The sequence below is a fragment of the Pseudomonas sp. Ant30-3 genome (genome assembly GCF_000690905.1).
Lineage (GTDB): Bacteria > Pseudomonadota > Gammaproteobacteria > Pseudomonadales > Pseudomonadaceae > Aquipseudomonas.
This window is the reverse complement of record NZ_JMCL01000053.1, coordinates 22,235-34,794: the sequence shown is the minus strand read 5'-3', so window position 1 is coordinate 34,794 and position 12,560 is coordinate 22,235. Positions and strand designations below refer to the sequence as shown.

Sequence of the window (12,560 nt, the reverse complement as noted above, 5' to 3'; positions counted from 1 at the left end):
GACGCAGGCTGCGCCAGCTGCTACAAAAGTGCGACTGGGCGGATGTCGGTGGCTACTTGGAAGCCTAGCGCGTCGCGACGATGAACAAACGCGGAAACGGCAGCAGCACCGAGCCATCTTCCAGCGTCGGATACGCCTGCTCGATTGCCGCCTGATACTGCTCCAGATATTGAACTTGCTCAGCGTCATTCAGCGGTTGGAGGAACGGCCGCAAGCCGCTGCCCTTGAACCATTCGACCACCGCCGCCGCGCCACCTGCGAGCGGATGGTGATAGGTGGTGCGCCAGACATCGACCCGCGCGCAGTGCGAATTCAGCATCGAATAATAGGCGCAGGCGCTCTCTCTCTTCGTTCGTAACCCGGCGGCGCCCGCGAGTTTCTCCGCCCACGGTCCATCGTCTGCGATTTCGCGCATCAGGCGATGTGTCGATTCATCGAGGTTGTCGGGCATCTGCATTGCCAGGCTGCCGCCGGGCGCGAGCTTGCTCACCAGCGACGGCAAGAGCGTCGCGTGATCCGGCACCCATTGCAGCACGGCGTTGGCAAAAATCACGTCGAACGGCCCGCTCTCATCCCAGCAATCAATATCAGAGACGTCGAATCGCACCGGCGGCAAGCGCTTGCGGGCGGCCTCGATCATGTCGGTCGAACTGTCCAGCCCGCGCACCTGGGCACCGGCAAAACGCTCCACCAGCAACTCGGTCGAATTGCCCGGGCCGCAGCCGATGTCGATGACCGAACGCACATCCATGCCGGGAATCGCCGCCAGCAGGTCACGGGCCGGGCGGGTGCGTTCATCTTCAAAAGCGACGTATTGCTTGGCGGACCAACTCATCGGGTTCTCCTGTCGAGGCATGGCAAGTGAGTCGCTCACCATACCCCAGCGAGCCGACTTCTACTTATCGGCAGCGTCCTTGTCCTGCATCTGCACCGATGACTTGGTGCCGTCGGTGTTGTCCTTGGTTTCATTATCGGAATTGTCGAAGCAGCCTTGCAGCGCGAACAGGCAACCGCACAGGCAGAGCAAACGGGCGAGGTTCATGGTGTTCTCCGGATTGATGGACCTGATGTAGTGACCCGTTCTTCTCTGGTTGGTTGCACTCAATGCCCGGAGCAAACCCATGCCTATCTCAGAATATGAATATGTAAGCAGAATTTTCCAGATCGCCACGCTGTCTGAAACTCAGGCGCATCCCAATAAGGAAGACGGCAATGAAATTCGCAAAAATCTCGCAGAAACTCGCCCTGTGGGCCGGCAGTCCGAAGACGTTCATGGGCGCATTGATTCTGATTGGTGTGTGGGGCTTGAGCGGGCCGATCTTCAATTACAACGACACCTGGCAATTGATCATCAACACCTCGACAACCATCATCACCTTCCTGATGGTGTTTCTGATTCAGAACACGCAAAACCGCGACACCGATATCCTGCACCTGAAAATCGATGAACTGTTGAGAGTTAACAAAGAGGCGAAAAACGCCATGCTGGGCCTGGAATTACTTGACCTCAAGCAACTTGAAGCACTGCGCAGACACTATCGTGCGATGGGCGAAAGTGAAGTATTCGAGCTCGAAGGCCTGGTGTCCACCAGCAAGCAAAAGCCCAATTGGAAAGAATGCTGAATAAAAAAGGCGCGTGATCTGAATCACGCGCCTTTTTTTTTACCAGCTATTAACGACTGGCTTGCAGTGCCCGCGCCATCTGCAAGTGGTTCTGCAACTTGGGCAGGGTTTCCTCAGCGAACGCTTTGATTTCAGGTACGTCAGTGTTCTGCGCAACTTGTTCAATTTGTGCAATTGCTTCCTGAGTCGTTTTCACCTGACTCGCGGCATAGGCCTGATCGTAAGTCGTACCATCCTTGACTTCCGGCATCAGCGCCTTGGCTTTGTCGACGACCTCTTCACGTGGCGCCACCGGCAGGTCCAGTTGCTTGGCGATCTTCGCCAGGTGCTGGTTCGCGGTAGTGCGGTCGTTGATGACGACAATGGTGTAATCCTTGACCTGTTGGGACTCGGATTTCTGGTGCGCCAAACGACTGGCTTCGATGTCGGCCATGCCTTTGGCCGAGGCATCATTGATGAATTCGGCGGGTGACTGGGCAAACGCGCTGGTCGCGCACAGGCCCAACAACGAAGCGAAAATGGTAGTACGTAAACGGGTGGCCATCCGGCTCATGGTCGCGCCCTCCTCCTGAAAAAAATTCGAAGCGGGCAGAAACCCGCATAGGTTGAGAATTTTCTTCAGGGCAAAGGTTCGAAAATCGGCTGCCGACGCGACGAACGGTGGAACGGATCAAGCCTCGGGAGCAAGCAACTCTCTATTCCCTACAGAGTTCGCCAGAACCATTTTTCATACTCGACGCCTGCCTCTCAATCACTGATATGTTTCGAAAGCAACACCGAAATCACAGGGAGTTTATCCCCTCCCCAATCCGCCCATTCAACCAGTTCAACGCCTGATCCCCACCTCGACGTTTATGCCATGCCAGCACAAAGCTGAACGATGGAATATGAAACGGCGGCGGCACGACGACCAGCGACTGCTCGTCAATATCGCGCAAGCCGCGTGAGGCGACCGTCAGGATCAGGTCGGTGCCGCTGATCAAATCCGGCGCGACGCTCCAGTGCGGCAGGCTGATCGCGACGCGGCGGCGTTCGCGCAGTGCCGTCAGCGCACGCTCGATTTCCGGCGTGCCGCTGCCGCGCATCTCTAGCAGCACATGCGGACGCGCCAAATAAGACGGCAAGTCCAGAACACCCTCGGCGGGCAAGCTGTTGCGGTCGACGAGGCAGGCGTAATGCTCGTCGAACAGCGGGGTGCTGCGCACTTCGCTGGGCAATTCCGGAAAGACCCCCCCTGCCAGATCGATGTCACCATTGAGGATGGCGTCGAGCATGCCTTCTCGGCTGGCATGACTGATTTGCAGATCGATACCCGGTGCTTCGCGACGCAAGGTGCGGATCAATCCGGGCAGGACGATGGCCGCGCCGTAGTCAGACATCGCCAGGCGAAAGGTGCGCTCGGCCGTGGCCGGATCGAACGCGTTGGGTGCCAGCAGCGATTGCACTTGAGCCAGCGCCTCGGACAGCGGCGCGATCAGCTCAAGTGCACGCGGCGTGGGCACAAGCCCGGCACCGGCGCGCACCAGCAGCGGATCGCCCAGCACGTCGCGCAGTCTCGCCAACGCATGGCTGACGGCAGGCTGACTCAGGTGCAGACGCTCGGCCGCGCGGGTGACGTGTTGCTCACTGAGCAGGGCCTCGAGGATCACCAACAGGTTCAGGTCGATGCGTCGTAGATCATTCATCTGCTGCATGTTCTGGATAGCAATATGGAATTTAAATTTGCGCGACGAATGACCTAGAGTCCAGTAAATCCTTCAGGAAATAACACCATGAGTTGGTTGTATTACGCAGGTCTGCTGATGCTGGCGGTGATTGCCGGCGCGGTGGTGCCGTTTCAAAGTGCGATCAACGCCAACCTTACGCGCGGTCTTGGCCATCCGTTATGGGCGACATTGGCGTCATTGCTGGTGAGCGTTTTAGTGTTGCTGCCGATCATTCTGGCGTTGCGCCTGCCTTTGCCGTCACTGGGTTTCATCAGCAAAGCGCCGTTGTGGATGTGGACCGGCGGCGCGTTCGGGGTGGTCTTCATCTCGCTGGCCTTGGTGCTGCTGCCCAAGCTTGGCGCGTCGGGATTCATCGCACTGGCCCTGGCCGGGCAAGTGGTGGCATCGCTGTTGCTGGATCACTTCGGCTGGTTCGGGCTGGTGCAGCAGCAGGTGACCTTGCCACGATTGTTCGGCGCGCTTTTGTTGCTTGCGGGGGTGGTGTTGATTCAGTTCGGGGATTCGATGGGCAAGGCGTTGGCGACGGCGGGATGATCAGGAGATAGCGGCCTCTGCGACTCCCGCGAGACGCTTGCTCCGTTAGGAGTTGCCGAATGCTGCGATCTTTCAACCTTATTGGGTATGCGCAGGTTCTGCGGCAATCCACAGCAGCGTCATTAAGGTTAGCGTGCAATGTCGATGCAATCTGGGTCGGGGGACGCTTGATTATGCTTTTGACCCACAATCTTCCGGGCATTGCCCTACATGTTTATCACTCGTAACACTCAACGGTACCGGAAACAGCTGATTCAAAAACCCAAGTCATACCCTGTAAATTTTGCCTGGCACGCCGAACGCTTCAATCAATGGATCGCTTCACTCAATGGAAAGACACGCTCAAATGGGCCAGACGCACATTGCTAATACCTTCACTAATTATCAAAAACTCATCAGGCTGGCAGACCACGACTGGCAATCCGCACAGGCCGGTAAAATCGCGGGGCTCAACGTTGAAGTAAAAGCCACCAACCAAATGGTGGATCAATTCGGTCGATCGCTTCACCACTTCTGCACGACGTCCTATCTAGGACTGGATCATCATCCTTCCCTGATCGAAGGGGCTGTAACCGCGTTACGAGAAACCGGAACACTACGGATCGCGAACTCAAAGAACCGCTGCAAGTTAGCGATATTGGATCAGTACGAAGCTGAGTTGTCGGATCTATTTGGTGCCATCTGTTTGAGTACCTTGTCGTGCAGCGCTGCGAGCGCAGGGATCCTTCCCCTGCTCGCCAGTGGCGTCTTCACTCAGAATCGTCCCCCTCTGATGGCTTTTGATCGACTGGCGCATTATTCGATGAGCCACACAAGACCGGCATGCGCCGACGAAACTCGAGTAGTGACTTGCCCGCATAACGATATGAACTTTCTTGAGGATTTGTGTAAGCGGAATGACAAGGTTGCTTACATCGCCGACGGCGCATACAGCATGGGTGGGGTCGCTGACATGGAAAGTCTTCGGTACTTGAAAGACCGTTACGGCCTATTTCTCTACATGGACGACTCACACGCACTGTCCGCCGTAGGAACATGCGGCATCGGCCTCGTGCGTCCGAAAATCCCCACGCTGGATGATGACTGTCTGATCGTTGCCTCCCTTGCCAAATCTTTTGGCGCCAGTGGCGGACTCGTGATGCTAGGCAGCGAGCGGCAGAAGATTCTAATCCAACGCTACGGTGGCCCCAGTAACTGGTCGCAGAGTCTGAACAGCGCGGCTATCGGGGCAGGCAGGGCGTCAATACAGCTGCATAGGACGCTGGAGTTTGCCGAACTGCAGGACCGTCTCCAATCCAACATCAAGCTTTTTGACACTCTCGTGCCTACCAAGCAATTCGGTAGCAACATGGCGATTCGGCTACTTTTCTGCGGAAAAGCAGAACAGGCCAACAGCGTCGCTATAGAACTGGCTGACCTCGGGTTCTTTACCTCTGCCGTATTTTTCCCGGTGGTTGCGCAAGACCAGGCAGCAATCAGAATCACGTTGCGTGCCGACATGGAACCGGCGGTAATTCACCATTTTTGCGAATTGGTAAAGGCTCTGATTCGCAAACACGGTGGAAATAAAGTCGACTGAGGTCTGGGAACATGCCATGAAAACCAGCACCACTCTCCTGATCACCTGCAGCACAGTGTTCCTCGCACAACTGGGCATGAGCATTTACCTGCCGGCATTACCGGAGATTTCGCGGGATTTATCGGGCGATGCCTCGCAGGTGGCGTGGGGGCTGGCGGTGTATTTGATTGGCATGGCCGCACCGATTCTGTTGTGGGGCAGCCTTGGTCAGCGCATCGGCCGCAAACCGGTGTTGATGGCGGCGCTCGGTGTTTACGGCTTGGCCAACCTTGCGCTGCCGCTGAGTCAGACGCTTGAAGCGTTTCTGATTTTTCGACTGATTCAGGGCATTGGGGCCAGCGGCATTTCGGTCATGGCCCGGGTGCTGATTCGCGACAGTTTTCGTGGGGAGCTGCTGGCCAAGGCCTTGTCGTGGATTTCGATCTCTTTCGTGGTAGCGCTGGGCATCGGACAGTACCTGGGCTCGGTCATCCAGATCGGCCTGGGTTGGCCAGCGATCTTTTACCTCTTAGGCGCTGTGACCCTTGTCCTGGCGATATTCGTTGCAGGCGTCACATTTCCCATCCAGAAGGAAAACGAAATTCAGCAAGCTGCCTGGCCGAGCTACTGGCGCATTCTGCGTGCTCGGTCTTTCCTTCTACCGGCACTCAGCGGTGGGCTCGGTTATGGCGTGATCATCGCGTTCAATACCGCTGCGCCCTTGATTCTGCAGGGGGCGTTCAACTGGTCGGCGGCGGAGTACGGGTTGTTGGGATGGCCGATCAGTGCGGCTTATTTTCTTGGGGCATTGGGGGTCAATGCGCTGGTGGTGCGCACAGGTCAGCGTCGAATGATGGTGGTGGGCGTGGGGCTGGTCATCGCCGGCAGTGCCATGATGTTGCTGGGCAGCATTGCGGCCACTTCGATTGCGCTGCTTTTCTGGTTGCCCTTCTGCGTTGCGGTATTCGGGCAGTCACTGAATTACCCGGTCAGCCTGTCGCTGGCCAACGACGGTGCGCCGGTCGGTGGCACTTACGCGATGGCGTTGAGCGGTTTCATTCATCAACTGATGGCCGCTGTGATTAGCGGCGTCGCCAGCCTGATCGCCAGTCAGCAGGCGTGGCCGCTGTCATTGTTATGCACCGTGCTGGCGATAGGCGCGCTGCTCTGCGTCAAGCTCGCGCCCGCGCCCGACAGTTCTTAAAAAGCGCTGCGGAATATTTCCTCGATCTGCCGCTGATCCGCCACCCTTGGATTGGTGACACCGCAGGCGTCTTTCAGGGCATTGGTGGCGAGCGTCGGTATGTCGTTAAGGCGGGCGCCAAGGGCGCGTAGACCGGCGGGGATCTGCACGTCTTGCGACAGGCTGCGGATGGCTTCGATGGCTGACTGGGCGCCCTCTTCCGGGGTGCAGCCGCGAACATCGGCGCCCATGGCGTGGGCGACATCGGTCAGGCGCGCGGCGCAGACCAGTGCGTTGAAACTTTGCACGTGCGGCAGCAGGACTGCGTTGCAGACACCGTGGGGCAAATCGTAGAAACCGCCCAGTTGATGGGCCATGGCATGCACGTAACCCAGCGATGCATTGTTGAACGCCATGCCTGCGAGGAACTGCGCGTAAGCCATGTTTTCCCGGGCGGCCAGGTCACTGCCGTCGCGCACCGCCAGACGCAGGTTGTTACTGATCAGGGTAATGGCTTTGAGCGCACAAGCGTCGGTGATCGGGTTGGCAGCGGTCGACACGTAGGCTTCGATCGCGTGGGTCAACGCGTCCATGCCGGTGGCGGCAGTCAGACTTTGCGGCATGGCGACCATCAGCGCTGGATCATTGACTGACAGCAGCGGCGTGACGTTGCGGTCGACGATGGCCATTTTCACGTGGCGCGATTCGTCGGTAATGATGCAGAAGCGTGTCATCTCGCTGGCGGTGCCGGCAGTGGTGTTGATCGCGATCAGTGGCAGCTGTGGTTTGCTCGATTGATCAACACCTTCGTAATCGCGGATCTGCCCGCCATTCGTCGCGCACAGGGCGATGCCTTTGGCGCAGTCATGGGGCGAGCCACCGCCCAGCGACACCACGAAATCGCAGTGACTTTCCTTGAGCAGACCGAGGCCGCTTTCGACGTTGGCGATGCTCGGATTGGGTTTGGCGCCGTCAAAAATGACCGAGTCGATGTCCAGCATCGACAGTTTCTCGGCAATCATGCTCGCCACGCCAGCCTTGGCCAGTCCTGTGTCGGTGACGATCAAGGCTTTGCGAAAACCGTATTTGCCGATGGCCGTCATCGCTTCGTCGAGGCAACCGATGCCCATGATGTTCACGGCGGGGATGAAAAATGTGCTGCTCATGAGCGAATCTCCAGACGAGTGGCCGAATCAGCAATGCCGATTACGCGGGTACACACAGCATCGGCTCACCTGCAGCAGCGGATGTTGATCTGGCGCAAGTCCGCGTCGTGATAAAGTCGCCGCCCATCCGACCTTTAGTTTCGAGACGACCAACGCAATGACCGATTTCCAGGATGTTGATGCCCAACTTGAAGACTGGAACGCCTTGCGCACCACCGCTTCGTTCAGCGGCCTGCTGGTGGGCAACGGCGCCAGCCGTGCGGTGTGGGACGATTTTGGCTACGACTCGCTGTTCGAAAACGCCCGCACCGTTGAAGAAAAACCCCTGAGCCAGTCCGAGCTCAGCGTGTTCGAGGCAATGCAGACCCGAAGCTTCGAGCAAGTGCTCAGCGCGTTGAAAATCACCAGCCGCGTGAACAAGGCGCTGGCGGTCAGTTCCGCCGCGCCGCGTAATCGGTACTACGCGATCAAGGAAGCACTGATCAATACCGTGCACGCTGTGCACATTCCATGGCGGCTGGTGGTGCCGGCAACCTTGGCGACGATCAGTCAGGAATTCGGTCGCTACCGGACGGTGTTCACCACCAACTATGATTTGCTCAGCTATTGGGCGATCCAGCAGCAGCCCGAGGCGATCACCGATCTGTTTCAAGGTGCTGAACCTGGTTTTGACTTGAGCGCGACGGTCACCGACAAGACCCGCTTGCTGTACCTGCATGGCGGTTTGCACCTGGTGCGCAATCAGGACGGCACCGCGCGCAAACTGATGTCCACTGAGGGCACGTTGCTCGGCAGTTTCGCCATCAACAACACAATCAAGACGCTGGATGACGTGCCGCTGTTTGTGAACGAAGGGCCGAGTGCGGACAAACTCAAGACCATTCGCAGCTCGGATTATCTGTCGTTCTGCTATGAGCAGTTGCTGGGGCATGGCGAGGGTTTGTGCGTGTTTGGTCACGCGCTGGGTGAGCAGGACAACCACATCGTGCACGCGCTGCGCCAGGCGAAACCGAACGTGGTGGCGATCTCGATCAATCCGCGCAGCAAGGCGTTCATCCAGCATCAGAAGCGGCATTACGCGAAGCTGTTTGAGGGGACGGGGTGTGAGCTGCGGTTCTTTGATGCGAAGACACACGCGTTGGGGAGCTCGAAGCTGGCGGTGCCCGTCGAGGTTTAGCGCAGATGCGGCTGACGCCATCGCGAGCAGGCTCGCTCCCACATTGGACTTGAGGTGCTTGAAGATCCCCTGTGGGAGCGAGCCTGCTCGCGATGGCGTCAGCCCAGTCAACTCACTCTTCGCTGCTATGCACCACCACCAACAACTGCGCCTGCACCTCACCCACTGAGCGCAACCGGTGCGGTTTTTGCGCGTTGAAGTGCAGCGCATCCCCGCGATCGAGCAGCACGCGCTCGTTCATGAAATCCACTTCCACCTGCCCTTCATGGACGAACAGAAACTCTTCGCCCATATGCTCCTTGAAGGCCTTGTCGGTGAACTCGGTCGGCGGGTAGATGATGAACGGCACCAGGCTGCGCTCGCTGACCTGATGCGCCAGCACCGCATAACCGGGGCTCTGGTCGTTGGCCGCCAGCGACTGGCGCTCGTGACTGCGTACCAGGCTGTAGCTGTCGAGGCTGACGCTGTCTTCGGAGAACAATTCCTCGACCTTCACATTCAGCGCCTTGGCCAGTTTCAGCGCGGCCGCAATTGACGGCGTGTTCAACCCCCGCTCGACTTTCGACAGATAACTCTTGGTCATGCCGGACTTTTCGGCCAGGGCCTCCAGCGTCACGCCAAGTTTTTTTCTCAATAACTTCAAACGGATAGACATGCGCAGCGATTAATCCATCAAGGAAGTGACGACTTATCCTTGCCAATGACACAAAGTGTCATATAGCATCATTCGTGTCATTTGCATTCACCGAAGACTTTGCGAGCAACGAGTGAACGGCAAACCCGACGTCCATTGAACGCACCAAGGGACACCGATATGGCCAAGACCTTAGCACTACCCAAAGAACAACTGGTCAAGCAAGCCCTGACGCAGATGCAAAATACCCTGGCGGATAATACGTGGACCGACCGGCAAAAGCTGGCCCTGACCTGCCGTATTCTATTCGAGAATGGTCACGACTCTGGCCTGGCCGGGCAAATCACCGCCCGTGGCCCGCAGCCCGGCACCTATTACACTCAGCAACTGGGGCTGGGTTTCGACGAGATCACCGCCAGCAACCTGCTGCTGGTCAACGAAGATCTGGAAGTGCTCGAGGGTCACGGCATGCCTAACCCGGCGAACCGTTTCCACAGTTGGGTTTACCGCGCCCGGCCGGATGTGAACTGCATCATCCACACGCACCCGACCCACATCGCAGCGCTGTCGATGCTCGAAGTGCCGCTGCAGATTTCCCACATGGACCTCTGCCCGCTCTACGACGACTGCGCGTTTCTGCAAGGCTGGCCGGGCGTGCCGGTCGGTAACGAAGAAGGCGATCTGATCGCCGGCGCTCTTGGCGACAAGCGCGCGGTGCTGCTTTCGCACCACGGCCAACTGTCCACCGGCAGCACCATTGAAGAAGCGTGTGTCATCGCGCAATTGATCGAACGCGCGGCCAGGTTGCAGTTGCTGGCGATGAGTGCCGGCACCATCAAGCCGATCATTCCCGAACTCGGCCGTGAAGCTCACGACTGGATTGCCCGGCCCAAGCGCCACGCCGCCGCTTTCAACTATTACGCTCGGCAGAACCTGCGCCAACACGCCGATTGCCTGAACTGAACCCACCCTTTTCAAAGGAGAGACACCATGTCGAACCCAAACATTCACGGCATCATCGGCTACACCATCACCCCGTTCGGCGCCAATGGCGAAGGCGTTGACCTCGACGCGCTCGGCCGCTCCATCGACCGCTTGATCGAAAGCGGCGTGCATGCGATCGCCCCGCTGGGCAGCACTGGCGAAGGCGCTTACCTGAGCGATGCCGAGTGGGATCAGGTCAGCGAATTCAGCATTAAGCACGTGGCCAAGCGCGTGCCAACGATTGTCAGCGTGTCCGACCTGACCACCGCCAAAGCCGTGCGCCGCGCCCGTTTTGCCGAGGCCCACGGCGCCGACGTGGTGATGGTGTTGCCGACGTCCTACTGGAAGCTGACCGAAGCGGAAATCCTCGCCCATTACCGCGCCATCGGCGACAGCATCGGCGTGCCAATCATGCTCTACAACAACCCGGCCACCAGCGGCACTGACATGTCGGTCGACCTGATTCTGCGGATCGTCAACGGCGTGGAAAACGTGACCATGGTCAAGGAAAGCACTGGCGACATTCAGCGCATGCACAGGCTGCAACTGCTGGGCGAAGGTCAGGTGCCTTTCTACAACGGCTGCAACCCATTGGCGCTGGAAGCGTTTGCGGCGGGCGCTGCAGGCTGGTGCACGGCGGCGCCGAACCTGATTGCGCAGCTCAACCTCGACCTGTACGAAGCAACGCTGTCGAAAGATCTGGGCAAGGCGCGTGAACTGTTCTATCGCCAGTTGCCGCTGCTGGATTTCATCCTCAAGGGCGGCTTGCCGGCGACCATCAAGGCGGGCTTGCGGGCGACAGGGCTGGAAGTGGGCGATCCGCGGCTGCCGGTGTTTCCGTTGAGTGAGGCAGGTTGCAATCAATTGCAAAGCTTGTTGAAAGCGCTGCGGTGATGTTCAGGGCCTCGCCCACTGACTGGAAGCGAATTTGCTCGCGGCGGCGCTCAGACCATCGCGAGCAGGCTCGTTCCTCCAGTAAAATTCGGCAGTGTGAGCGACGCGGTCTACGCTACTTCACCGCCGAGCGCACCACCGACAACGCCGGCGCTTGCGCCCGCCGCTGGCTCAGATAGCGCGTACAACTCACCCGCAGAAACGAAGCAAAATTCACCACCTCCCCGCGATAATCCATCACCTCTTCATACAGCTTGGCGATCAACTGGTTGGTGGTCATGCCATCGACCTCGGCGATCTCACTGAGGATGTCCCAGAACTGATTCTCCAGGCGCAACGTGGTCACCACGCCACGGATGCGCAACGAGCGCGAGCGCGATTCGTAGAGAATCGGATCGGCTTTGACGTACAGCTCGCACATGACAGGGCCTTCGTTACAAGGTGATTTTGGTGCCCAGCAAGCCGAGAAAACCGGCGAGCCAGTTCGGGTGTGCCGGCCATGCCGGAGCAGTCGCCAGATTGCCTTGAACGTGGCCCTGCGTCACCGGGATATCGATGAACGTGCCACCGGCCAGCCGCACCTCCGGGGCGCAGGCCGGGTAAGCACTGCACTCGCGACCTTCGAGAATGCCCGCCGCTGCCAGCAATTGCGCACCATGGCACACGGCGGCGATCGGTTTGCCGGCCTTGTCGAAGGCTCGCACCAGTTCGAGAACTTTTTCGTTCAGGCGCAGGTACTCGGGCGCACGGCCGCCGGGAATCAACAGCGCGTCGTAGTCCGCCTCGGCCACCTGGTCGAAGTCGAAATTCAAGGCGAACAGGTGTCCAGGTTTTTCGCTGTAGGTCTGGTCGCCTTCAAAATCATGAATCGCGGTGCGCACGGTCTGCCCGGCGGACTTGTCCGGACAGACGGCGTGCACCGTATGGCCAACCATCAGCAGCGCCTGAAACGGCACCATCACTTCATAATCTTCGACGTAATCGCCGACCAGCATCAGAATGTTCTTGGCAGCCATGGGGAAGAGTCCTCCGGGAAAGCATGGGAAGACTCACGGTAGTCCTTTCCCACAACCGCAGGTA

15 protein-coding genes are annotated in these 12,560 nt (G+C 58.5%); 7 read left to right on the top strand and 8 right to left on the bottom strand.

From position 1 onward, the window contains the following. Positions 1-64: 64 nt before the first annotated feature. Positions 65-835: a trans-aconitate 2-methyltransferase gene (gene tam / locus DU29_RS0113580; protein ID WP_028622214.1), complete on the bottom strand. Its 771-nt coding sequence runs from the start codon at positions 833-835 to the stop codon at positions 65-67. Positions 836-895: 60 nt separating this feature from the next. Next, entirely contained in the window at positions 896-1,042 is a 147-nt protein-coding gene (locus tag DU29_RS1000000132990) for a hypothetical protein (RefSeq protein WP_177326958.1), read from the bottom strand. A gap of 170 nt (positions 1,043-1,212) precedes the next feature. Between DU29_RS1000000132990 and DU29_RS0113570 the strand changes: the two genes are divergently transcribed. Continuing rightward, positions 1,213-1,623, top strand: a complete 411-nt coding sequence (locus DU29_RS0113570) for a low affinity iron permease family protein (protein WP_028622213.1) — start codon at positions 1,213-1,215, stop codon at positions 1,621-1,623. 49 nt (positions 1,624-1,672) lie between these two features. On the opposite strand, the gene DU29_RS0113565 is transcribed toward DU29_RS0113570, so the two are convergent. Beyond that, complete coding sequence (locus DU29_RS0113565; RefSeq protein WP_028622212.1) at positions 1,673-2,176, bottom strand: DUF4142 domain-containing protein; 504 nt, start codon at positions 2,174-2,176, stop codon at positions 1,673-1,675. Positions 2,177-2,405: 229 nt separating this feature from the next. After that, positions 2,406-3,317, bottom strand: coding sequence for a LysR family transcriptional regulator (locus DU29_RS0113560; RefSeq protein WP_028622211.1), 912 nt, complete (start codon positions 3,315-3,317; stop codon positions 2,406-2,408). Positions 3,318-3,395: 78 nt separating this feature from the next. Here DU29_RS0113560 and DU29_RS0113555 point away from each other — a divergent pair, with 78 nt between their 5' ends. The 3 genes from DU29_RS0113555 (at position 3,396) to DU29_RS0113545 (ending at position 6,646) form a co-directional block, all read left to right on the top strand. After that, complete coding sequence (locus tag DU29_RS0113555) at positions 3,396-3,884, top strand: DMT family transporter (RefSeq protein ID WP_028622210.1); 489 nt, start codon at positions 3,396-3,398, stop codon at positions 3,882-3,884. Between the two features lie 346 nt (positions 3,885-4,230). Further along, a complete protein-coding gene (locus tag DU29_RS0113550) occupies positions 4,231-5,463 on the top strand; it encodes an aminotransferase class I/II-fold pyridoxal phosphate-dependent enzyme (protein ID WP_028622209.1) in 1,233 nt (410 codons plus the stop codon). Positions 5,464-5,479: 16 nt separating this feature from the next. Beyond that, positions 5,480-6,646 (top strand): multidrug effflux MFS transporter, encoded by a 1,167-nt coding sequence (locus DU29_RS0113545; RefSeq protein ID WP_028622208.1) that lies wholly within the window; start codon positions 5,480-5,482, stop codon positions 6,644-6,646. Here the strand turns inward: DU29_RS0113545 and yiaY are convergent. Beyond that, positions 6,643-7,791 carry an L-threonine dehydrogenase gene (yiaY, locus tag DU29_RS0113540; RefSeq protein ID WP_028622207.1) on the bottom strand — a complete coding sequence of 383 codons (1,149 nt, stop codon included), beginning with the start codon at positions 7,789-7,791 and terminating at the stop codon, positions 6,643-6,645. The genes DU29_RS0113545 and yiaY overlap by 4 nt on opposite strands. 157 nt (positions 7,792-7,948) lie before the next feature. Between yiaY and DU29_RS0113535 the strand changes: the two genes are divergently transcribed. Beyond that, positions 7,949-8,968, top strand: coding sequence for a DUF4917 family protein (locus tag DU29_RS0113535; protein ID WP_028622206.1), 1,020 nt, complete (start codon positions 7,949-7,951; stop codon positions 8,966-8,968). 112 nt (positions 8,969-9,080) lie between these two features. On the opposite strand, the gene DU29_RS0113530 is transcribed toward DU29_RS0113535, so the two are convergent. Continuing rightward, on the bottom strand, positions 9,081-9,623 hold the full coding sequence (locus tag DU29_RS0113530; RefSeq protein ID WP_028622205.1) for a helix-turn-helix domain-containing protein: 543 nt from the start codon (positions 9,621-9,623) through the stop codon (positions 9,081-9,083). Positions 9,624-9,782: 159 nt separating this feature from the next. Here DU29_RS0113530 and DU29_RS0113525 point away from each other — a divergent pair, with 159 nt between their 5' ends. Both DU29_RS0113525 and DU29_RS0113520 read left to right on the top strand, forming a co-directional pair. Next, entirely contained in the window at positions 9,783-10,565 is a 783-nt protein-coding gene (locus DU29_RS0113525) for an aldolase (RefSeq protein WP_028622204.1), read from the top strand. A 27-nt stretch (positions 10,566-10,592) separates the two neighbouring features. Further along, positions 10,593-11,480, top strand: a complete 888-nt coding sequence (locus tag DU29_RS0113520) for a dihydrodipicolinate synthase family protein (protein WP_028622203.1) — start codon at positions 10,593-10,595, stop codon at positions 11,478-11,480. Positions 11,481-11,595: 115 nt separating this feature from the next. On the opposite strand, the gene DU29_RS0113515 is transcribed toward DU29_RS0113520, so the two are convergent. Beyond that, entirely contained in the window at positions 11,596-11,901 is a 306-nt protein-coding gene (locus DU29_RS0113515; RefSeq protein ID WP_028622202.1) for a ribbon-helix-helix domain-containing protein, read from the bottom strand. Positions 11,902-11,914: 13 nt separating this feature from the next. Beyond that, positions 11,915-12,496: a DJ-1/PfpI family protein gene (locus DU29_RS0113510; RefSeq protein WP_028622201.1), complete on the bottom strand. Its 582-nt coding sequence runs from the start codon at positions 12,494-12,496 to the stop codon at positions 11,915-11,917. Positions 12,497-12,560 lie beyond the last annotated feature (64 nt).

What these genes read in the sequence shown, in the direction of transcription:
- tam (WP_028622214.1), bottom strand. Translation starts at nt 835, where the DNA reads ATGAGTTGGTCCGCCAAGCAATACGTCGCTTTTGAAGATGAACGCACC.
- DU29_RS1000000132990 (WP_177326958.1), bottom strand. Translation starts at nt 1,042, where the DNA reads ATGAACCTCGCCCGTTTGCTCTGCCTGTGCGGTTGCCTGTTCGCGCTG.
- DU29_RS0113570 (WP_028622213.1), top strand. Translation starts at nt 1,213, where the DNA reads ATGAAATTCGCAAAAATCTCGCAGAAACTCGCCCTGTGGGCCGGCAGT.
- DU29_RS0113565 (WP_028622212.1), bottom strand. Translation starts at nt 2,176, where the DNA reads ATGAGCCGGATGGCCACCCGTTTACGTACTACCATTTTCGCTTCGTTG.
- DU29_RS0113560 (WP_028622211.1), bottom strand. Translation starts at nt 3,317, where the DNA reads ATGCAGCAGATGAATGATCTACGACGCATCGACCTGAACCTGTTGGTG.
- DU29_RS0113555 (WP_028622210.1), top strand. Translation starts at nt 3,396, where the DNA reads ATGAGTTGGTTGTATTACGCAGGTCTGCTGATGCTGGCGGTGATTGCC.
- DU29_RS0113550 (WP_028622209.1), top strand. Translation starts at nt 4,231, where the DNA reads ATGGGCCAGACGCACATTGCTAATACCTTCACTAATTATCAAAAACTC.
- DU29_RS0113545 (WP_028622208.1), top strand. Translation starts at nt 5,480, where the DNA reads ATGAAAACCAGCACCACTCTCCTGATCACCTGCAGCACAGTGTTCCTC.
- yiaY (WP_028622207.1), bottom strand. Translation starts at nt 7,791, where the DNA reads ATGAGCAGCACATTTTTCATCCCCGCCGTGAACATCATGGGCATCGGT.
- DU29_RS0113535 (WP_028622206.1), top strand. Translation starts at nt 7,949, where the DNA reads ATGACCGATTTCCAGGATGTTGATGCCCAACTTGAAGACTGGAACGCC.
- DU29_RS0113530 (WP_028622205.1), bottom strand. Translation starts at nt 9,623, where the DNA reads ATGTCTATCCGTTTGAAGTTATTGAGAAAAAAACTTGGCGTGACGCTG.
- DU29_RS0113525 (WP_028622204.1), top strand. Translation starts at nt 9,783, where the DNA reads ATGGCCAAGACCTTAGCACTACCCAAAGAACAACTGGTCAAGCAAGCC.
- DU29_RS0113520 (WP_028622203.1), top strand. Translation starts at nt 10,593, where the DNA reads ATGTCGAACCCAAACATTCACGGCATCATCGGCTACACCATCACCCCG.
- DU29_RS0113515 (WP_028622202.1), bottom strand. Translation starts at nt 11,901, where the DNA reads ATGTGCGAGCTGTACGTCAAAGCCGATCCGATTCTCTACGAATCGCGC.
- DU29_RS0113510 (WP_028622201.1), bottom strand. Translation starts at nt 12,496, where the DNA reads ATGGCTGCCAAGAACATTCTGATGCTGGTCGGCGATTACGTCGAAGAT.